Here is a 17,861-nt window from a genome sequence, read left to right as displayed (position 1 = left end):
GGGGCCGGTCCCCGCGGGAGTTCCGGACTCTAACCGTCCGCCACCGCACGCAGACGGCCTCCGGGGAAACTTCCCTCCCCCGAGGGAAACCCGTGCTCACCTTGCCGGGAACCGGAGATCCCGTCAGCGGTCGCCCGTTCCCGCGTCCGTCACCAGTCGCTGCGCGACGAGGAGTTCGACAGGAACTTGCGCACGATGTAGATGAGTCCGCCGACCAGGGCGACGAAGACCAGGGCCTTGAAGAGCAGGCCGATCACGATGGTGAGCACGGTCGCTATCAGGCCGCCGAACACGACCAGAGCGATGACCGGCACCGCGACCCACTTCACCCACCACGGCAGTCCCGCGAATATCTCTCGCATCGCCCTCGTCCTTTGCCTTCTCGTATGCGTTCCCGTACGGCTCTGTTCCCGCACGGTGTTGATGTCTGCACTCGAATGCTAGGGCCGACAGGGGGCCCCACGGGGGCCTCGCGTCCCTTGTCCTCCCCTGACCCGTCCCCTAGGGAACCCGGAGGTCCGGGCTCACGCCTCGGGCGGAGAGAAGACGACGAGAACCCTCAGGTCCTCGCTGATGTGGTGGAACTTGTGGGCGACCCCGGCAGGCACGTACACCACGCTGCCCCGCGCCACCTCGGTCGTCTCCAGGCCCACCGTGATCGACGCCCGGCCGCTCACGACGAAGTACACCTCGTCCTGATTGTGCGGCTTCTGCGGGTCGTGCTCGCCCGCGTTCAGGGCGTACAGGCCGACCGACATGTTCCGCTCCCGCAGGAACTGAAGGTACGCCCCCTCATTGGCGGCGCGCTCCGCCTCCAGTTCGTCCAGCCGGAATGCCTTCATCGCCGTTGTCGCCCTCGCCTCACTGCTCGGTTCCGATCCGGTCTGCCACGATCAGACCATGAAGAATTTCGTAGTCAAGACGATCGCCAACGCGGGTGCCCTCGCAGTCGCCGTGTGGCTGCTGGACAAGATCACTCTGACGGGTGACAACACGGCCAAGAAGGCCGGCACGCTGATCGTCGTCGCGCTGGTCTTCGGCCTGGTCAACTGGCTGGTCAAGCCGATCGTGAAGGTGCTCACCTTCCCGTTGTTCATCCTCACCCTGGGCCTGATCACCCTGGTCGTGAACGCGTTGATGCTGCTCCTGACCTCCTGGGTGTGCGGCAAGCTCAACCTGAGCTTCCACGTGGAAGGCTTCTGGACGGCCGTGGTCGGCGGCCTGATCATCTCGGTCGTCTCGTGGGCCCTGCACATGATCCTCCCCGACGAGGACTGAGCACGCCATGACCTACCGCGTCTGCTTCGTGTGCACCGGCAACATCTGCCGCTCCCCGATGGCCGAGTCCGTCTTCCGCGCGCGCGTGGCCGAGGCCGGCCTCGAGGACCGGATAGAGGCCGACAGCGCCGGCACCGGCGGCTGGCACGAGGGCGAGCCCGCCGACCCGCGGACCGTCTCGGTCCTCGAGGAGCACGGCTACGACAGTGATCACGTCGCCCGCCAGTTCCAGCCGTCCTGGTTCTCCCGCCTCGATCTCGTGATTGCCCTCGACGCCGGTCATCTCAAGGCCCTGCGCCGTCTCGCTCCCACCGAAGAGGACGCGCGCAAGGTCCGCCTGCTGCGCGCCTACGACCCCGCCGCCGGTGACGACCTCGATGTGCCCGATCCGTACTACGGACGCCGGGACGGCTTCGAGGAGTGCCTTGAGATGGTGGAGACGGCGAGCACCGGCCTGCTCGCCGCCGTACGCGAGCAACTGGAAGGACGGGCCGCATGAGCGACACCAGCAAGGCCCGGGGTCGTAACGGCGACGGCACGCGCGCGGTGCGCGCCGGACTGCCCGAACCGGTCAAGCACGAGCCGACCCTGCCCGGACCGGTGTTCGCGGCCCACTTCCACCTGCCCGGCGAGGTGACGGGCCCGTACGCGTACGGCCGTGACGACAATCCGACCTGGACGCTGCTGGAGCGCGCCATCGGCGAACTGGAGGCGCCCGGGCGGGCCGACGTCGAGACGCTGGTCTTCGCCTCCGGCATGGCGGCGATCTCCTCGGTGCTGTTCTCCCAGCTGCGCGCGGGAGACGCGGTCGTACTGCCCTCCGACGGCTACCAGGTGCTGCCGCTGGTCCGGACCCAGCTGGAGGCGTACGGCATCGAGGTGCGCACCGCGCCCACCGGCGGCGACGCCCAGCTGGAGGTCCTCGAGGGAGCCCGGCTGCTGTGGATCGAGTCCCCGTCGAACCCTGGGCTCGACGTGTGCGACATCAGGCGGCTGGTGGAGGCGGCCCACGCCCAGGGAGCCCTGGTGGCCGTCGACAATACCCTCGCCACGCCGCTCGGGCAGCGCCCGCTGGAGCTCGGTGCCGACTTCTCCGTGGCCAGTGGTACCAAGCAGCTCACCGGGCACGGTGACGTGCTGCTGGGCTACGTCGCCGGCCGCGACGCCGAGGCGATGGCCGCCGTACGTCGCTGGCGCAAGATCGTCGGAGCGATCTCCGGGCCCATGGAGGCATGGCTCGCGCACCGGTCCATCGCCACTCTCCAGCTGCGCGTCGACCGGCAGAACGCCACCGCCCTCGCCGTCGCCGAAGCCCTCAAGCAGCGGCCCGAGGTCTCGGCCCTGCGCTATCCCGGACTGCCCGACGACCCCTCGCACAAGATCGCCGCGCAGCAGATGCGCCGCTACGGCTGCGTGGTCTCCTTCACGCTGCCCACGCGCGCGCGTGCCGAGCGTTTCCTTGAGGCGCTGCGCCTGGTCGAGGACGCGACGAGCTTCGGCGGTGTGCGTTCCACGGCTGAGCGCCGCCGCCGGTGGGGCGGGGACGCGGTCCCGGAGGGCTTCATCCGTATGTCCGTGGGCGCCGAGGACCCGGAGGACCTGATCGCCGACCTGCTGCGCGCCCTGGACGAGTCCGCCGAGTGACACCGTCGCCGTCCGCCCCCTGAGGTCGCGGGACGGTCCGAGCCTCCCCCCTCGTGACTCGGACCGTCATCGGTTCCGCGCGCGAAGAACCGCGCGAACAAGGCTAGTTGACTCTGTGTCAGTGTCCAATCACGCTAGCGACAGAGGCGTATCGACTTATTTATAGTTGGGGCCTGCCTTGGGGGCCGGAGAAGGGCAGGGATAGGGGAGGCATGCCATGGACCTGGCCTTGCTGCGCACCTTCGTCACCGTGCACCGGGCTGGTTCCTTCACCCGTGCCGCCGCTCTGCTCGGTCTCTCCCAGCCCGCCGTCACCTCGCAGATCCGCACCCTGGAACGCCAGCTGGGCAGGCCTCTCTTCCTCCGTCAGGCGCGCGGGGTGACCCCGACGACCATCGGCGACGAACTCGCACACAAGGCCGCGCCCCATCTCGACGCCCTGGTGGAGATAGCCGAGAGCGGACTGGACGACGAGTCCTCGCTCAGAACCCTTCACCTCGCCGGCCCTCCCGAGTTCACCGCCGAACGCGCATTGCCCGCCCTGACGGAGCTGACCGGCGACGACGGCCAGGGTTTCGCACTCCGTGCGTCCTTCGGCACGGCTGAGGAAACGCTGGACGGCCTGGCCGCCGGGCACCATGACCTGGCCATCAGCACGGCTCGTCCGCGCGGTGCCCTGCTCACCGCGACCCCGCTCTGCGACGAGGAGCACGTGCTGGTCGCCGCCTCTCGCTGGGGCGAGCGGATCGACAGGGAGACGCTGCGCCTGAAGGGGGCGCCCGCGCTGGAGAACCTGCCCGTCGTCGAGGTCCACGAGTCACTGCCCTTCGTCTCGCGCTACTGGGCCTCCGTCTTCGACTCACGCCCCGCTGCCTCGGGCACGGTCATCGTCCCGGATCTCCGGGCCGTGCTCGCCTGTGCGGTCGCGGGCGCAGGACTTGCCGTGCTGCCCCGCTATCTGTGCGCCGCAGCCCTCAGCGACGGCCTGATCGCTGCCCTGCACGACCCGGCGGTGCCGCCACTGCGCACATACTTCCTGGTGGTGCGGACGGGAACCCTCGCCATGCCTCATGTGGCGCGGGCCCACGAGTGGCTTCTGCGGGCGGCTACAGCCTGGTGCTGAGGCCCTCCCGGCCCTGCCTCCACGTACGGCGGTCACGTGGTGACGCTTTGCGATGTTTCACGTGGAACCAGCCGGGCCACATTTCTCCCATGACCGTCCGACCCGTGGTCAAGCGCACCGCCCGTGCCGTTCTTCTGGACGGTGACGACCTCATCTTGATCAAGCGCACCAAGCCCGGTGTCGATCCCTACTGGGTCACTCCCGGTGGCGGGGTCGAGCCCGAGGATCCGACCGTCGTGGACGCCCTGCATCGGGAAGTGTCCGAGGAACTCGGCGCCAAGATCACCGATGTGGTGCCGTGCTTCGTGGACACCGTGGAGCACATCGGCGAAGACGGCGGCGCGACCGGCGTCAAGGTGCAGCACTTCTTCGTCTGCCGACTGGAATCCATGGACCCGGCCCTGCGGCACGGCCCCGAAGTGGACGAGCCGGCTGGTGAGTACGAGATCGTCCGCGTCCCCTTCACCCGCGTCGGCATCGCCTCTGTTCACTTGGTTCCGCTCTCGCTGCGCCACTATCTGGACGGCAATATCGAGGGGGTACGCGCCATGCACGCCCCCGACCTCGGTTAGCGCTCTCAGTTCCCGAGCCGCCCCCGACTCCAAGAAGCCCTGTCACCTGCCGGGCAGGGCGACCAAGGCATAGGCGTCCCACAGATCCCGTCCCGCGTAGGAGTGGGTCGCCAGCCCGGCCAGGTGGGCGTCCGCATTGACCGCCACCGATACCGGTACGGCGGCGAACAGATCCTTGTCGGACGACGAGTCGCCGTAGGCCACGCAGTCAGCTCGTGTCACTCCGAACTCCGTGCAGAGCCGGTCTGCGATGGTCACCTTGGCAGCGGCGCTGAGCACCCCGGACGGATCGACGGGCTCGGTGAACGGCACGGCCGGGAAGCGGGATCCGTGCGCCGCGTGAGCGCCCCAGTCGAGAAGACGCTCCACGAAGAACGACGGCGAGAGCGATACCACCGCGCAGTATTCGCCCGCGTTTCTGATCTCCGCCCAGACCTCACGGATGCGGGCCAGCCAGGGAGCCGCCTCGAAAGCGGCGCCGACATGCGCCTCGGTGAGGCCGGCCCACAGGTCGTACACCTGCGCCGCGTACTCCGGCGGACCGATCCGTCCCTCCGCGATCGCACGGTCCAGTGCCACGGTTTCCGCTTCCAGCCCCAACTGACGGGAAATCTCCACCGGTGCGGTGCTCCCGTGCAGCAACGTGCCGTCAAGATCGAAGAGATGCAGTCTCGCCATGGCCTGGAGGCTAACCGGCTGCCGGTGTTTCACGTGAAACACATCCTGCTGTCCGCGGGCTTTACATATGGCCACGGCATGGCCAAAAGCACGTGTGTCTGCGTCGAAACGGGTGGACGCCGGGGGCGCCGGTCGGAAAGCCTGACCTGCGTGTCGACTCCTTCCCTCGCCGCTCTGCCCATCCGTCGCCTGACGCTTCGCGATCTCACCGCCTGCGCCGACTTGTCCGAAGACCGGGGGTGGCCACGTGAGGAACACAAGTGGGGGCTTCTCCTCGCGGCCGGCAAGGGCTTCGGCATCGATGACCCCCGGGGTGGTCTCATCGCCGCGTGCGTCGTCACGGAGTACGGCTCATGGGAGCGCCCGGATCTCGGCGCCATCGGCATGGTTCTGGTCGCCGAACGCCATGCCCGTCGGGGCGTCGGACGCCGCTTGATGCGCCATGTCGTATCGGCCATGGGAACCACCCCGCTCACCTTGCACGCCACGCCCAATGGCCGTCCGTTGTACGAGGAACTGGGCTTCAAGGTGACGGGCCGGGCGGAGATGCTGAGTGGCCGCTTCACCCCGGGCGGGCCGGAAACCGGCGTGTTCACTCGCGCGGCCACCGCCGAGGACCTTCCCGCGATCCTGCGTCTCGATGAGGAGGTGTTCGGCGCCGACCGCACTCCCCTGATCACCCGGCTCCCTGCCTTCGCCGACCAGCTGCGGGTAGCCGAGGAGGACGGCAGGGTCATCGGCTACGCGGCCGCGTGGCCCAACATGGACACCCACGTGGTTGGTCCGCTGATCGCCCGGGACACCGAGACCGCCCAGGCTCTCATCTCCTCGCTGGCGGCCCGTACGGACCGTCCGCTGCGCACCGACATCGACGTGCGCCATGAGGAGCTGCGGGCATGGGCCAAGGCGCGCGGACTGGCCTCCGTGACGTTCAATGCGGTGATGACCTACGGCATGACGGACCTCCCAGGGGACTGCACCCGACGGTTCGCGCCCCTGACCGTGGCCGCGGGCTGAGCCGTCGCAAGCCGAGCGCCGGCCCCGCCGCGATGTGCGGCGGGGCCGGCGTAGTCCGTCCCGGCTGGCTGATCAGGCGAGCGCCTGCAGGGCCGCGGTGGCGAAGCCGTGATCCTGCTCCGGCGCAGCGCCACCGACACCGATCGCGCCGATCAGTCGACCGTTGCGGTGGACGGGCACGCCGCCCGCGATGAACAGCAGAGGCCGGTCGAGGGCGGTGGGCAGCGTGTGGAAGAGGCCGCCGGGCTGGACGGCGTCGACCAGGTCGGCGGTCGGGGTGTTCAGCTGAAGAGCGGTATAGGCCTTGCGGGTGCTGGTCTCGCCGGAGATCAGCACGGCCCGGTCGTCCCGGCGGAAGGCGAGCAGATGGCCGCCGGCATCCAGGACGGTGACGCTGACCGTGACTCCGGCGTCCTCGGCCGCGCGGCAAGCTGTGGCGACGAGCAACTCGGCGTCCTCGATGGACAGCGGTGCGACGGCGGTGGTGCTCATGGAGTTTTCTCCTCAGGTGTTGCTGACATGGATTGCTTGCCGTGCCGGGATGCGCCCGGCAGGGAGGTCTGTCTGACCGGGGTGGTGCGGCGCGTCCAGGGGGCTCAGTGGTGGACCGGCGCCTGCTGCCCGGCGGAGGTCCGGGAGGCGACCACGGTGCTGCGGGAGCCGTCGCGCCGCTCCAGCGCCGCCGAGAGCACGGCGAGGATCAGAGCGGCCGCTGCGAGGGCGGCGCCGACCCAGTTGGGGGACGTGTAGCCGAAGCCGGCCGCGATCACGATGCCGCCGAGCCAGGCGGACAGTGCGTTGCCCAGGTTGAAGGCGCCGATGTTCACGGCCGACGCGAGCGTCGGGGCACCGTGGGCCTGGTCGAGCACGCGCTTCTGCAGCGGCGGTACGGTCGCGAAGCCCAGGGCACCGATCAACGCGATCGTCACGGCCGCCGCGATCTTGTTGTGGGCGGTGAACGTGAAGAGGGCCAGAACGAGGGCCAGGGCGCCCAGGGAGACGTACAGCATCGGCATCAGGGCGCGGTCGGCGAACGTGCCGCCGATGAGGTTGCCGCCGACCATGCCGAGGCCGAACAGGACGAGCAGCCAGGTCACCGAGCCGTCGGCGAAGCCGGCGACGTGGGTCATCATCGGCGCGATGTAGGTGATGGCCGCGAAGACGCCGCCGAAGCCGAGGACGGTCATCGCCATGGCGAGCAGGACCTGGGCGTTCTTGAAGGCGGCCAGTTCGTGCCGCAGGTGCACACCCTCGGGCCGCGGCATCTCGGGCACCAGCTTGGCCACACCGGTGAGACCGAGGACCCCGAGGGCGGCGACGATGCCGAAGGTGACGCGCCAGCCGACGTGCTGTCCGATGAGCGTGCCCAGCGGGACGCCTACGACATTGGCGACGGTCAGACCGGTGAACATCATGGCAATGGCGCCGGCTTTCTTGTCGGGCGCCACCAGCTCGGCCGCCACGACGGAGCCGATGCCGAAGAAGGCGCCGTGCGCGAGCGAGGCGACCACGCGTCCGATCAGCATGATCGCGAAGGTGGGGGCCACTGCGGAGAGCAGGTTTCCGGCGATGAAAAGTCCCATCAGCAGCATCAGCATGCGCTTGCGCGAGACCTTGGTGCCGAGCACGGTCATCAACGGGGCGCCGATGACCACGCCGAGGGCGTAGCCCGTCACCAGCAGGCCCGCCGTGGGGATGGAGACCCCGAAGTCGCCCGCGACCTGGGGCAGCAGTCCCATGATCACGAACTCGGTCGTTCCGATTCCGAAGGCCCCGATCGCGAGGGCCACAAGCGCGAGAGGCATGGAGGGGTACACCTTCCCAGAGATTGCAGGAGCGCTTTACGTGCATCCACAATAATTGCAGACGCGGGTTAATGGCAACCGCGCACTATTGCGGACGTGCTCTACCCTTGATGCAGCCGCTCCGGGACGGAGGAAACGCCCATGACAGCGACGGACCCCGCGCTCACCGCCCTCGCGCAGGGCTGGTGCGCCCTCTCTGCCCTGCACGGAAGGATCGAGGCGCACATCGAGCGCGCTCTGCAGGCGAAGCACGACCTGAGCGTGCGCGAGTACTCCCTGCTCGATGTGCTGAGCCGCCAGCACGACGGCGAAGGTGGTCATCTGCAGATGAAGCAGGTCGCCGACGCAGTCGTCCTCAGCCAGAGCGCGACCACGCGCCTGGTGACCCGGCTGGAGGACCGCGGCCTGCTGGAGCGCTACCTCTGCCCCACCGACCGGCGCGGCATCTACACCAACGTCACCGAGGCGGGCCTGCGGCTACTGGAGGAGGCAAGGCCGACCAATGACGCCGCCCTCCGTGAGGCTCTGGACGACGCCTCCAAGAGCCCTGAACTGGCCCCGCTGGTAAGGGTCGTGGAGTCTTTGAACGTCCCGGCATAGGGTGCCCGCATGGGAGATCTTGAAATACGTCGCGCCACGGTTGACGACCTTCCGGCCATCGTGGCCATGCTTGCCGACGATCCCCTGGGCGCCCAGCGCGAGTCTCCCGATGACATGGCCCCTTACCGGGACGCACTGGAACGCCTGGACGCCGATCCTCACCAGCATCTCGTCGTCGCCGTCCGCGAAGGCCGTGTGATCGGAACCCTCCAGCTCACGATCGTTCCAGGGCTCTCCCACAAGGGTGCGACGCGCGCGCTCATCGAGGCTGTACGTATCCACGCCGACGAACGCGGCAGCGGGCTGGGCGGCCAGCTGATCGAGTGGGCGATCGACACCTCCCGGCAGCTCGACTGCGCGATGGTGCAGCTGACATCCGACAAGACGCGCACCGATGCCCACCGCTTCTACACGCGGCTCGGTTTCAGTGCCACGCACGAGGGCTTCAAACTGCGTCTCTGACAGCCGCAGAACCACCGCCGGACGGAGTGTGTTTCACGTGAAACGCGCCCTGCCACTCAGGGCCTAACGGATTCCCCGCCAGCCCTCCGGGTCCACTCCACCGGGGATCGCCGCGTCAGGGGCGTAGGGCTGTCGCGTGAACACGAATGAGCCGAGGTCAAGGTGGCTCAGCGCTCCGTCCGGACGTCGTACAGGCCGCAGCAGTTCACCGGCGAAGTATCCCTCCAGACCGGTCCAGATGCCGTCACCGTTCGAGCGGAAGCGAGCGCGTCGGCCGCTGCCGGTCAGCGGGCCGAGCGCAAGAAGGCCATCGGCGGTCAGCCGCAGGCCGAAGGCGTTGGTCCCCCAGTACCACTGCCCCACCAGCTCCAGGACCGCCGGATCGACTTCAGGCAGCGGCCGCCAGGGCACGGGGATCCGAGGCTCCGCCTCAGCGACGATCCGGACCAGATCGGCGCCCACCGCTCCCAGCAGCGGTCCACTCGTGCAGTTGGCGAGCACCACGGCCGCCACGTCGTCCTCCACGCTGATGGTCAGATTCGCCAGGAAGCCCGGCAGCGAACCGGAGTGCCCGACCAGAAGCCGGCCGTCACGGCGCTGGATCTGCAGACCGAGACCGTAGGTGGCACCCTCGAGCAGGTCGGCGGCCTCGGCGGGCGCCGCCGGAGTGCGCATCTCCCGCACCGACTCCGCACCCAGGACCCGGTCGTCTCCGGCGACGAGAAACACGGCGAACCGCGCCAGGTCCCCCGTGGTCGACCACAGCTGACCGGCCGGCGCCATCCTGCCCAGGTCCTCCAGCGGCTCAGGCAGCATCGCGTCCGCCCATGGATGCACAGCCCATCCGCCGGCGTGCGGGGCCTGAGGCTGCGTACTCGTGCGGTGCAGGCCGAGCGGCTCGAGGATCTCGCGCCGCAGCACTTCCTCCCAGGCAGCGCCGCGCAGCTCCTCCACCAGTGCACCGAGCACCGTGTAGCCGGGGTTCGAGTAGTGGTGCCGCCGACCGACAGGGTGCACCAGGGGCTGCTCGCCGAGCACATCGCTCAGCTCCGGGCGGAGGGTGCCCGATGTCCGCTCCCACCAGGGGGCGGGCGACTCGGCCGCCAGTCCCGCGGTGTGCGCGAGCAGTTCGGCGATCGTCGCCTCGCCCACGCCGGTGCCCGGCAGATGCTTCTCCAAGGGGTCACCGAGGTCGAGCAGGCCCTCGTCACGCAGCCGCATCACCAGGACGGCCGTGAAGGTCTTGGTGATGGAGCCGATCCGGTACTGCACGTTCTCGTCCGGACCGTGGCCGTCCACCGAGGTGCGTGCCCCGTGCCAGACGGCGCGCCCGTCGCGCACGACGGCCGCGACCAGGGACGGCGACCGCCCTTCGGTCTGGGCCACGGCGATCCGGTGCAGCAAGGCTCGCCGGGTCGTGGGGAGCAGCTCTTCCTGAGGTGTCGTCATGGGCCCAGTCCACCCGGTGATCCAACCCCCGTCGAGTTCATTTCGCCGACGGCGTCACACGCAGCAGGACGTTCGCGGACGGGCCGAGCGTACGAGCCCCTGGCATCACCTGATCGAGGGATCAGGTCTGGGCCATGTCCACGAAGCGGGAGTAGTGACCCTGGAAGGCAACCGTGATCGTGGCGGTGGGGCCGTTTCGGTGCTTGGCCACGATCAGGTCGGCCTCGCCCGCGCGCGGCGACTCCTTCTCGTACGCGTCCTCGCGGTGCAGCAGGATGACCATGTCGGCGTCCTGCTCGATGGAGCCCGACTCACGCAGGTCGGAGACCATCGGCTTCTTGTCGGTGCGCTGCTCGGGGCCACGGTTGAGCTGGGAGAGCGCGATGACCGGGATCTCCAGCTCCTTGGCGAGCAGCTTGAGGTTACGGGACATGTCCGAGACCTCCTGCTGACGGCTCTCGGCGCGCTTGGAGCCGCCAGACTGCATCAGCTGGAGATAGTCGATGACGACCAGCTTCAGGTCGTTGCGCTGCTTGAGGCGCCGGCACTTGGCGCGGATCTCCATCATCGACAGATTGGGCGAGTCGTCGATGTAGAGCGGTGCGGCCGAGACGTCCGGCATGCGGCGGGCGAGCCTGGTCCAGTCCTCGTCGGTCATCGTGCCGGACCGCATGTGGTGCAGGGCGACCCGGGCTTCGGCGGACAGCAGACGCATCGCGATCTCGTTGCGGCCCATTTCGAGCGAGAAGATGACACTCGGAAGGTTGTGCTTGATCGAGGCGGCCCGCGCGAAGTCCAGTGCGAGCGTCGACTTACCCATGGCGGGGCGAGCGGCGATGACGATCATCTGTCCCGGGTGCAGACCGTTCGTCAATGAGTCGAAGTCGGTGAAGCCGGTCGGCACACCGGTCATCTCACCGCTGCGTGAACCGATCGCCTCGATCTCGTCAAGGGCGCCTTCCATGATGTCGCCGAGCGGAAGATAGTCCTCGCTGGTGCGCTGCTCGGTGACGGCGTAGATCTCGGCCTGGGCGCTGTTGACGATCTCGTCCACATCACCGTCGGCCGCGTATCCCATCTGCGTGATGCGCGTACCGGCTTCGACGAGGCGGCGCAGCACGGCCCGTTCGTGGACGATCTCCGCGTAGTACTCGGCGTTGGCGGCCGTCGGCACGGTCTGGACGAGGCTGTGCAGATACGCGGCCCCGCCGACCTTGTTGATCTCGCCGCGCTTGGTGAGTTCGGCGGCGATGGTGATCGGGTCGGCCGGCTCGCCCTTGGCGTAGACGTCGAGGATCGCCTGGTAGATCGTCTCGTGCGCAGGCTTGTAGAAGTCGTGGCCCTTGAGGATCTCGACGACGTCAGCGATGGCGTCCTTCGACAGCAGCATGCCGCCCAGCACGGACTGTTCGGCGTCCAGGTCCTGCGGCGGCACCCTCTCGAAGGAGGAGCCCCCGCCGTCCCATGAGGCGTTCTCCCTGCCCCGGTCGTGCTGTTCCTCACGGCCCCGGCCACTGTCACCGCGTCGACGGGAGGCGGGCAGACGATCACTGGGTCCGGCCTCGGCCCACGGATCGTCCAAGGGCTCGGAAATGCTCACCGAGCCACCTCCTCCCGTCCGCAGGGCGGACCTCGCCATGCCCTCTTTTGTACGGCACGGCACTGACAAATGAGAGGCCCAACTCCGGTTCTGGCGCGTCGGATTTGTGACGGTTCCAGGCCCCGAAGGAAGGACGATTCCAGAGCCGGGGGAAGGAGCGGGCGCCGGACCACGGTAGGCCCGTCGGCACCGTCAGCCAATCTGGTTATCCACAGGCCATGTGGACGACGGCCCGGATGCTGTGGAGAACTCGCCGAAACCTGTGCACGACCCGGTGGACAGCCCTGTGAACAAGCACTCGCTCCCGCCCTACAGGCCGCTCTGACCTGCACCTTTACCGTCCACCGGCTGTGCAGAAGAAAAACTTCCCCAGTCGGATCAAGATCGCGTCGAACGGTGCACGAAAGGACACACCCCAGCGCGAGCGGTAATAGTCACTTGCCGATTGCATCACTTACCTGTGGACGATTAGATTAGTGCTCATGACACAGGCTCCCGCGAGACCCAGGGCCGTCCGCCGACGGCACGACCGAGAGATCGTCGCGCTGGCCGTCCCGGCCTTCGGCGCGCTCGTCGCCGAGCCTCTCTTCGTCATGGCGGACAGCGCCATCGTCGGCCATCTCGGGACCTCCCAGCTCGCCGGTCTCGGCGTTGCCTCGGCCCTTCTCACCACCGCGGTGAGCGTCTTCGTCTTCCTCGCCTACGCGACCACCGCCGCCGTGGCCCGGCGCGTCGGCGCCGGCGATCTGCAGGCTGCCATCCGCCAGGGCATGGACGGCATATGGCTGGCGCTTCTGCTGGGCGGCGCCGTCATAGCCGTCGTTCTCCCACTGGCCCCCGGCATCGTCGACCTTTTCGGCGCCTCTGCGACCGCGGCCCCCTATGCCACGACGTATCTGCGCATCTCCGCGCTGGGCATCCCGGCCATGCTCATCGTCCTCGCCGCCACGGGAGTGCTCCGCGGACTGCAGGACACCAGGACCCCGCTCTACGTCGCCATCGCGGGCTTCGTTGCCAACGGAGCACTCAACGCGGGACTTGTCTATGGCGCCGGGCTCGGCATCGCCGGTTCGGCCTGGGGCACGGTCATCGCCCAGTGTGGCATGGCAGCCGTCTATCTGACGGTGGTCGTCCGCGGTGCCCATAGGCACGGGGCTTCTCTTCGCCCGGATGCCGCTGGCATCCGGGCCTCGGCTCAGGCAGGCGTTCCGCTCCTGGTGCGCACGCTGTCCCTGCGGGCGATCCTGATGATCGCGACGGCGGTCGCGGCACATCTGGGCGACGCCGACATCGCCGCCCATCAGATCATCCTGTCCCTGTGGAGTCTGCTGGCCTTCGCCCTCGACGCGATTGCGATCGCGGGACAGGCCATCATCGGCCGCTATCTCGGCGCGAAGGACACCCAAGGAGCGCGGGAGGCCTGCCGCCGCATGGTCCACTGGGGCATAGCGACGGGAGTGGTCCTCGGTCTGCTCGTGGCAGCCGCCCGGCCACTCTTCCTGCCGCTGTTCACCAGTGACTCCGTGGTCAAGGATGCGGCGCTGCCCGCGCTGCTGATGGTGGCGCTCTCGCAACCCGTCTGCGGGATCGTCTTCGTGCTGGACGGAGTGCTGATGGGCGCGGGTGACGGGCCCTACCTGGCCTGGGCCATGGTCGTCACTCTCGCGGTGTTCGCTCCGGTCGCCCTGCTCGTCCCCCTACTCGGCGGCGGTCTCACCGCGCTGTGGGCTGCGATGACGCTCATGATGACCATCCGCATGCTGACCCTGTGGCTGCGCACCCGTTCGGCCCGTTGGATCGTCACGGGTGCCACGCGCTGACCGTTTCACGTGAAACAAGCCAGCTGTCGTGTTTCACGTGAAACACCCGCCCTTCCCCACTGTGCACGTGCGCGAGCCCGGCCCATGCGAAAGGGGCCGCACCGTAAAGATGCGGCCCCTTTCAGAGCTGCTCAAGCAGAGCGCAGCGATCAGGCCGAGACGACCTCGATGTTGACCTTGGCGGCAACCTCGGGGTGCAGACGCACGGACGTCTCGTGGGCGCCCAGGGTCTTGATCGGGGCGGACAGCTCGATGCGGCGCTTGTCGACCTCGGGGCCACCGGAAGCCTTGATCGCGGACGCGATGTCGGCCGGGGTGACGGAACCGAAGAGACGACCGGCGTCGCCGGAGCGCACGGCCAGACGGACCTTGACGCCCTCGAGCTGAGCCTTCACAGCGTTGGCCTGCTCGATGGTCTGGATCTCGTGGATCTTGCGAGCGCGACGGATCTGCTCGACGTCCTTCTCGCCACCCTTGGTCCAGCGGATAGCGAACTTCCGCGGGATCAGGTAGTTGCGAGCGTAACCGTCCTTGACGTCGACGACGTCGCCCGCGGCACCGAGGCCGGAGACCTCGTGGGTGAGGATGATCTTCATGTGTCGGTCACCCTTCCCTTAGCGCGCGGTGGACGTGTAGGGCAGCAGCGCCATCTCACGGCTGTTCTTGACGGCCGTGGCGACGTCACGCTGGTGCTGCGTGCAGTTGCCGGTCACGCGGCGGGCACGGATCTTGCCGCGGTCGGAAATGAACTTCCGCAGCATGTTCGTGTCCTTGTAGTCCACGTACGTGACCTTGTCCTTGCAGAAAGCGCAGACCTTCTTCTTCGGCTTGCGCACAGGCGGCTTCGCCATGGTGTTTCTCCTGTGTGATCAAGAAGTTGGGGTACGACCCACCCTTGGTCCGAGGACCTAGAAGGGGGGCTCGTCCGAGTAGCCGCCACCGCCGCCGGAGCCTCCGCCCCAGCCGCCGCCACCCTGGTTGCCACCGGCGGGAGCACCGGTCGCCCACGGGTCGTCGGCCGGAGCGCCGCCGCCCTGCTGGCCGCCACCGGGGCCTCCGCCCCAGCCGCCGCCACCCTGGCCGCCGCCGCCCTGCTGGCCACCACCGCCGTAACCGCCCTGGCCACCGCGAGCGCCACCGGCGGTCTTGGTGACCTTCGCCGTGGCGTTGCGCAGGCTGGGGCCGACTTCCTCGACGTCCAGTTCGTAGACCGTGCGCTTGACGCCCTCACGGTCCTCGTAGGACCGCTGCTTCAGCCGGCCCTGCACGATGACGCGCATGCCTCGCTGGAGCGACTCGGCGACGTTCTCCGCCGCCTGACGCCAGACCGAGCAGGTCAGGAACAGGCTCTCGCCGTCCTTCCACTCGTTCGTCTGACGGTCGAAGGTGCGGGGAGTGGACGCGACACGGAACTTCGCGACCGCCGCACCGGACGGGGTGAAGCGCAGCTCGGGGTCGTCGACAAGATTGCCGATGACCGTGATGACGGTCTCGCCTGCCATGGGGGAACCTCTCGGCGGGTTTGCTCTGGCTGCTTGCTTGCTACTCGAATCCCGAGATCAGCTGAGCGGAAGGGCTCAGTGGGTCTCGGGACGGAGGACCTTGGTCCGGAGGACCGACTCGTTCAGGTTCATCTGGCGGTCGAGCTCCTTCACGACCGCAGGCTCGGCCTGCAGGTCGATGACCGAGTAGATGCCCTCGGGCTTCTTCTTGATCTCGTACGCGAGACGACGACGGCCCCAGGTGTCGACCTTCTCCACCTTGCCGTTGCCCTCACGGACGACGGAGAGGAAGTTCTCGATCAGGGGGGCGACAGCGCGCTCCTCCAGATCGGGGTCGAGGATGACCATCACCTCGTAGTGACGCATGTGGAACCCACCTCCTTTGGACTCAGCGGCCACGGTCGTTCCGTGGCAGGAGGGTTGTGATGCGTGCGCAACGGTATCGGCCACCACTGACCATCGGGGTCCCGAGGGGATCCCGTGGTGTTACCTGGGCAGGGGTGGGCAGACACCGGTGCAGACGGTACAGACTACCCGCACACCCGCTTCCGGTTGAAATCCGGGCGTGCAGGCCGTCACCCTGTACACGTCGGGTGTGTACGGCGCTACTATGCGCCGCCTTCCGCAGGAGGTGCCCATGGCACAGACATTGCATCCCAACGTCGCCGGTTCCCTCTTCGCCACGGACGGCAAGGCCCGTCCGCTTCAGGACACCCTGATGGCGGTGACCTTCGTCCTCGGCGTGCTGTCCTTCGTCACGTCCTTCTTCCACGGCCTCCACCTGCTGAGCTCGTGGACAGGGCTGGTGGGGCTCGCCGTCGGCATCTACGGACAGTGGATCTCGGTGACCACTCGGGAGCGCTTCGTTCTGATCCTGGGCCTGGGCGCTGCGGGAGTCGGTTTCCTGATCAGCATGGCGCACGGCGGACTGTTCGGCGGAATCATCAGCAGCTGACCGCCGGACGACGTCCGCACCACGCCTTTTCGAACACCGCGGGCCGCCCCGGTCGCCCGCCCGGCCGGGGCTAAGGCCCGTGCGCCCAGTCGGGGCGTTCGCAAGGCGCAGTAGGCTTCGGCGCGAGAGCCGGAGCCCCTGTACCCATGGGGACACACCAGCCCGAGGAGCGCCCCGACATGAGCCTGACCCTGAGGACCATCAGCCGCGAGCAACATCTGGCCTACATCCAGAGCCTGCCGTCGGCGAGCCACATGCAGGTCCCGGCCTGGGCCGATGTGAAGGCGGAGTGGCGTTCGGAGAACCTCGGCTGGTTCGACGAGCGCACCGGCGAGATGGTCGGTGCGGGCCTCGTTCTCTACCGCCAGCTGCCCAAGATCAAGCGTTACCTCGCCTACCTTCCCGAGGGCCCGGTCATCAACTGGTTCGCGCCGAACCTGGACGACTGGATCCAGCCGATGCTGGCGCACCTGAAGCAGCAGGGCGCCTTCTCGGTGAAGATGGGCCCGCCGGTGATCATCCGTCGCTGGAACGCCGAGACGATCAAGAAGGGCATCCAGGACCAGGACGTGAAGCGTCTGCGGGACATGGAGGCCGACTTCATCGAGCCGCGCGCCTTCGAGGTGGCGGACAAGCTGCGCCGGATGGGCTGGCAGCAGGGCGAGGACGGCGGCGCCGGCTTCGGTGACGTCCAGCCGCGCTACGTCTTCCAGGTGCCGCTGGCCAACCGTTCCCTGGAAGAGGTCCACAAGAACTTCAACCAGCTGTGGCGGCGCAACATCAAGAAGGCCGAGAAGGCCGGCGTCGAGGTCGTACAGGGCGGCTACCAGGACCTGGCCGAGTGGCAGCGGCTGTACGAGATCACGGCGGTCCGTGACCACTTCCGGCCCCGCCCGCTGTCGTACTTCCAGCGCATGTGGACGGCCCTCAACACCGAGGACCCGAACCGGATGCGGCTGTACTTCGCCCGCCACAACGGCGTGAACCTGTCCGCCGCGACGATGCTGATCGTCGGCGGGCACGTCTGGTACTCCTACGGCGCCTCCGACAACATCGGCCGTGAGGTCCGGCCCTCGAACGCGATGCAGTGGCGGATGCTGCGCGACGCCTACGCGCTCGGCGGCACCGTCTACGACCTGCGCGGCATCTCCGACTCGCTGGACGAGACGGACCACCTCTTCGGTCTGATCCAGTTCAAGGTCGGCACCGGCGGTCAGGCCGCCGAGTACCTCGGCGAGTGGGACTTCCCACTGAACAAGCTGCTCCACAAGGCGCTCGACATCTACATGTCGCGCCGCTGAGCCGCGGGCGTTTGATTCCATAGGCTTCACAGTCCGCACACCTCTGACCCACCGC

22 protein-coding genes are annotated in these 17,861 nt (G+C 68.3%); 11 read left to right on the top strand and 11 right to left on the bottom strand.

Annotation, left to right across the window (positions count from 1 at the left end; translation table 11 throughout):
• Positions 1-149: 149 nt before the first annotated feature.
• Positions 150-362: a DUF5326 family protein gene (locus ACZ7HQ_RS25020; RefSeq protein WP_470993979.1), complete on the bottom strand. Its 213-nt coding sequence runs from the start codon at positions 360-362 to the stop codon at positions 150-152.
• A gap of 162 nt (positions 363-524) precedes the next feature.
• On the bottom strand, positions 525-842 hold the full coding sequence (locus ACZ7HQ_RS25015) for a cupin domain-containing protein (RefSeq protein ID WP_023548672.1): 318 nt from the start codon (positions 840-842) through the stop codon (positions 525-527).
• A gap of 58 nt (positions 843-900) precedes the next feature.
• Here ACZ7HQ_RS25015 and ACZ7HQ_RS25010 point away from each other — a divergent pair, with 58 nt between their 5' ends.
• The 5 genes from ACZ7HQ_RS25010 to ACZ7HQ_RS24990 all read left to right on the top strand — a co-directional run bounded on the left by ACZ7HQ_RS25010 (position 901) and on the right by ACZ7HQ_RS24990 (position 4,617).
• Complete coding sequence (locus ACZ7HQ_RS25010; protein ID WP_470993977.1) at positions 901-1,278, top strand: phage holin family protein; 378 nt, start codon at positions 901-903, stop codon at positions 1,276-1,278.
• A 7-nt stretch (positions 1,279-1,285) separates the two neighbouring features.
• On the top strand, positions 1,286-1,777 hold the full coding sequence (locus tag ACZ7HQ_RS25005) for a low molecular weight protein-tyrosine-phosphatase (RefSeq protein ID WP_470993975.1): 492 nt from the start codon (positions 1,286-1,288) through the stop codon (positions 1,775-1,777).
• A complete protein-coding gene (locus ACZ7HQ_RS25000) occupies positions 1,774-2,922 on the top strand; it encodes a cystathionine gamma-lyase (RefSeq protein WP_470993972.1) in 1,149 nt (382 codons plus the stop codon). The genes ACZ7HQ_RS25005 and ACZ7HQ_RS25000 overlap by 4 nt, the downstream gene beginning before the upstream one ends.
• A gap of 217 nt (positions 2,923-3,139) precedes the next feature.
• Positions 3,140-4,045 carry a LysR family transcriptional regulator gene (locus ACZ7HQ_RS24995; RefSeq protein ID WP_470993970.1) on the top strand — a complete coding sequence of 302 codons (906 nt, stop codon included), beginning with the start codon at positions 3,140-3,142 and terminating at the stop codon, positions 4,043-4,045.
• A gap of 89 nt (positions 4,046-4,134) precedes the next feature.
• On the top strand, positions 4,135-4,617 hold the full coding sequence (locus ACZ7HQ_RS24990; RefSeq protein ID WP_470993967.1) for an NUDIX domain-containing protein: 483 nt from the start codon (positions 4,135-4,137) through the stop codon (positions 4,615-4,617).
• Between the two features lie 42 nt (positions 4,618-4,659).
• On the opposite strand, the gene ACZ7HQ_RS24985 is transcribed toward ACZ7HQ_RS24990, so the two are convergent.
• Positions 4,660-5,295 carry an HAD family hydrolase gene (locus ACZ7HQ_RS24985; RefSeq protein ID WP_470994398.1) on the bottom strand — a complete coding sequence of 212 codons (636 nt, stop codon included), beginning with the start codon at positions 5,293-5,295 and terminating at the stop codon, positions 4,660-4,662.
• A 150-nt stretch (positions 5,296-5,445) separates the two neighbouring features.
• Between ACZ7HQ_RS24985 and ACZ7HQ_RS24980 the strand changes: the two genes are divergently transcribed.
• Complete coding sequence (locus tag ACZ7HQ_RS24980) at positions 5,446-6,312, top strand: GNAT family N-acetyltransferase (RefSeq protein WP_470994395.1); 867 nt, start codon at positions 5,446-5,448, stop codon at positions 6,310-6,312.
• A gap of 72 nt (positions 6,313-6,384) precedes the next feature.
• Here the strand turns inward: ACZ7HQ_RS24980 and ACZ7HQ_RS24975 are convergent, their stop codons facing one another.
• Together ACZ7HQ_RS24975 and ACZ7HQ_RS24970 are read right to left on the bottom strand one after the other, a co-directional pair.
• Entirely contained in the window at positions 6,385-6,804 is a 420-nt protein-coding gene (locus ACZ7HQ_RS24975; RefSeq protein WP_470993964.1) for a GlcG/HbpS family heme-binding protein, read from the bottom strand.
• Between the two features lie 104 nt (positions 6,805-6,908).
• Positions 6,909-8,117, bottom strand: a complete 1,209-nt coding sequence (locus ACZ7HQ_RS24970) for an MFS transporter (protein WP_470993962.1) — start codon at positions 8,115-8,117, stop codon at positions 6,909-6,911.
• Between the two features lie 141 nt (positions 8,118-8,258).
• On the opposite strand from ACZ7HQ_RS24970, the gene ACZ7HQ_RS24965 reads away from it, so the two are divergent.
• Positions 8,259-8,717 carry a MarR family winged helix-turn-helix transcriptional regulator gene (locus ACZ7HQ_RS24965; RefSeq protein WP_470993958.1) on the top strand — a complete coding sequence of 153 codons (459 nt, stop codon included), beginning with the start codon at positions 8,259-8,261 and terminating at the stop codon, positions 8,715-8,717.
• 9 nt (positions 8,718-8,726) lie between these two features.
• Positions 8,727-9,179 carry a GNAT family N-acetyltransferase gene (locus tag ACZ7HQ_RS24960; RefSeq protein ID WP_470993956.1) on the top strand — a complete coding sequence of 151 codons (453 nt, stop codon included), beginning with the start codon at positions 8,727-8,729 and terminating at the stop codon, positions 9,177-9,179.
• 63 nt (positions 9,180-9,242) lie between these two features.
• Here ACZ7HQ_RS24960 and ACZ7HQ_RS24955 read toward each other — a convergent pair whose 3' ends face one another.
• Positions 9,243-10,628: a serine hydrolase domain-containing protein gene (locus tag ACZ7HQ_RS24955; protein ID WP_470993953.1), complete on the bottom strand. Its 1,386-nt coding sequence runs from the start codon at positions 10,626-10,628 to the stop codon at positions 9,243-9,245.
• Positions 10,629-10,749: 121 nt separating this feature from the next.
• Positions 10,750-12,228, bottom strand: a complete 1,479-nt coding sequence (dnaB, locus tag ACZ7HQ_RS24950; protein WP_470993950.1) for a replicative DNA helicase — start codon at positions 12,226-12,228, stop codon at positions 10,750-10,752.
• A 482-nt stretch (positions 12,229-12,710) separates the two neighbouring features.
• Between dnaB and ACZ7HQ_RS24945 the strand changes: the two genes are divergently transcribed.
• Positions 12,711-14,048 (top strand): MATE family efflux transporter, encoded by a 1,338-nt coding sequence (locus ACZ7HQ_RS24945; protein ID WP_470993948.1) that lies wholly within the window; start codon positions 12,711-12,713, stop codon positions 14,046-14,048.
• A 149-nt stretch (positions 14,049-14,197) separates the two neighbouring features.
• On the opposite strand, the gene rplI is transcribed toward ACZ7HQ_RS24945, so the two are convergent.
• The 4 genes from rplI to rpsF all read right to left on the bottom strand — a co-directional run bounded on the left by rplI (position 14,198) and on the right by rpsF (position 15,916).
• Positions 14,198-14,644 carry a 50S ribosomal protein L9 gene (rplI, locus tag ACZ7HQ_RS24940; protein WP_470993946.1) on the bottom strand — a complete coding sequence of 149 codons (447 nt, stop codon included), beginning with the start codon at positions 14,642-14,644 and terminating at the stop codon, positions 14,198-14,200.
• 18 nt (positions 14,645-14,662) lie between these two features.
• A complete protein-coding gene (gene rpsR / locus ACZ7HQ_RS24935; protein WP_003949403.1) occupies positions 14,663-14,899 on the bottom strand; it encodes a 30S ribosomal protein S18 in 237 nt (78 codons plus the stop codon).
• 57 nt (positions 14,900-14,956) lie between these two features.
• Positions 14,957-15,550: a single-stranded DNA-binding protein gene (locus tag ACZ7HQ_RS24930; RefSeq protein WP_470993943.1), complete on the bottom strand. Its 594-nt coding sequence runs from the start codon at positions 15,548-15,550 to the stop codon at positions 14,957-14,959.
• A 75-nt stretch (positions 15,551-15,625) separates the two neighbouring features.
• Positions 15,626-15,916, bottom strand: a complete 291-nt coding sequence (gene rpsF / locus ACZ7HQ_RS24925; RefSeq protein ID WP_003956532.1) for a 30S ribosomal protein S6 — start codon at positions 15,914-15,916, stop codon at positions 15,626-15,628.
• Positions 15,917-16,187: 271 nt separating this feature from the next.
• Between rpsF and ACZ7HQ_RS24920 the strand changes: the two genes are divergently transcribed.
• Positions 16,188-16,505, top strand: coding sequence for a hypothetical protein (locus ACZ7HQ_RS24920; RefSeq protein ID WP_470993941.1), 318 nt, complete (start codon positions 16,188-16,190; stop codon positions 16,503-16,505).
• 179 nt (positions 16,506-16,684) lie between these two features.
• A complete protein-coding gene (gene femX / locus ACZ7HQ_RS24915; protein ID WP_031164375.1) occupies positions 16,685-17,806 on the top strand; it encodes a peptidoglycan bridge formation glycyltransferase FemX in 1,122 nt (373 codons plus the stop codon).
• The last annotated feature ends 55 nt before the right edge of the window (positions 17,807-17,861 follow it).

This window comes from Streptomyces sp. NPDC037290 (genome assembly GCF_055603245.1).
The sequence above is the reverse complement of the archived record's forward strand: the minus strand, read 5'-3'. Positions and strand labels throughout refer to the sequence as shown.

What these genes read in the sequence shown, in the direction of transcription:
- ACZ7HQ_RS25010 (WP_470993977.1), top strand. Translation starts at nt 901, where the DNA reads ATGAAGAATTTCGTAGTCAAGACGATCGCCAACGCGGGTGCCCTCGCA.
- rplI (WP_470993946.1), bottom strand. Translation starts at nt 14,644, where the DNA reads ATGAAGATCATCCTCACCCACGAGGTCTCCGGCCTCGGTGCCGCGGGC.
- ACZ7HQ_RS24995 (WP_470993970.1), top strand. Translation starts at nt 3,140, where the DNA reads ATGGACCTGGCCTTGCTGCGCACCTTCGTCACCGTGCACCGGGCTGGT.
- ACZ7HQ_RS24965 (WP_470993958.1), top strand. Translation starts at nt 8,259, where the DNA reads ATGACAGCGACGGACCCCGCGCTCACCGCCCTCGCGCAGGGCTGGTGC.
- ACZ7HQ_RS25005 (WP_470993975.1), top strand. Translation starts at nt 1,286, where the DNA reads ATGACCTACCGCGTCTGCTTCGTGTGCACCGGCAACATCTGCCGCTCC.
- ACZ7HQ_RS24960 (WP_470993956.1), top strand. Translation starts at nt 8,727, where the DNA reads ATGGGAGATCTTGAAATACGTCGCGCCACGGTTGACGACCTTCCGGCC.
- ACZ7HQ_RS25015 (WP_023548672.1), bottom strand. Translation starts at nt 842, where the DNA reads ATGAAGGCATTCCGGCTGGACGAACTGGAGGCGGAGCGCGCCGCCAAT.
- ACZ7HQ_RS24930 (WP_470993943.1), bottom strand. Translation starts at nt 15,550, where the DNA reads ATGGCAGGCGAGACCGTCATCACGGTCATCGGCAATCTTGTCGACGAC.
- ACZ7HQ_RS24955 (WP_470993953.1), bottom strand. Translation starts at nt 10,628, where the DNA reads ATGACGACACCTCAGGAAGAGCTGCTCCCCACGACCCGGCGAGCCTTG.
- femX (WP_031164375.1), top strand. Translation starts at nt 16,685, where the DNA reads ATGAGCCTGACCCTGAGGACCATCAGCCGCGAGCAACATCTGGCCTAC.
- ACZ7HQ_RS25000 (WP_470993972.1), top strand. Translation starts at nt 1,774, where the DNA reads ATGAGCGACACCAGCAAGGCCCGGGGTCGTAACGGCGACGGCACGCGC.
- ACZ7HQ_RS24920 (WP_470993941.1), top strand. Translation starts at nt 16,188, where the DNA reads ATGGCACAGACATTGCATCCCAACGTCGCCGGTTCCCTCTTCGCCACG.
- rpsF (WP_003956532.1), bottom strand. Translation starts at nt 15,916, where the DNA reads ATGCGTCACTACGAGGTGATGGTCATCCTCGACCCCGATCTGGAGGAG.
- ACZ7HQ_RS24945 (WP_470993948.1), top strand. Translation starts at nt 12,711, where the DNA reads ATGACACAGGCTCCCGCGAGACCCAGGGCCGTCCGCCGACGGCACGAC.
- ACZ7HQ_RS24990 (WP_470993967.1), top strand. Translation starts at nt 4,135, where the DNA reads ATGACCGTCCGACCCGTGGTCAAGCGCACCGCCCGTGCCGTTCTTCTG.
- ACZ7HQ_RS25020 (WP_470993979.1), bottom strand. Translation starts at nt 362, where the DNA reads ATGCGAGAGATATTCGCGGGACTGCCGTGGTGGGTGAAGTGGGTCGCG.
- ACZ7HQ_RS24975 (WP_470993964.1), bottom strand. Translation starts at nt 6,804, where the DNA reads ATGAGCACCACCGCCGTCGCACCGCTGTCCATCGAGGACGCCGAGTTG.
- rpsR (WP_003949403.1), bottom strand. Translation starts at nt 14,899, where the DNA reads ATGGCGAAGCCGCCTGTGCGCAAGCCGAAGAAGAAGGTCTGCGCTTTC.
- ACZ7HQ_RS24970 (WP_470993962.1), bottom strand. Translation starts at nt 8,117, where the DNA reads ATGCCTCTCGCGCTTGTGGCCCTCGCGATCGGGGCCTTCGGAATCGGA.
- ACZ7HQ_RS24985 (WP_470994398.1), bottom strand. Translation starts at nt 5,295, where the DNA reads ATGGCGAGACTGCATCTCTTCGATCTTGACGGCACGTTGCTGCACGGG.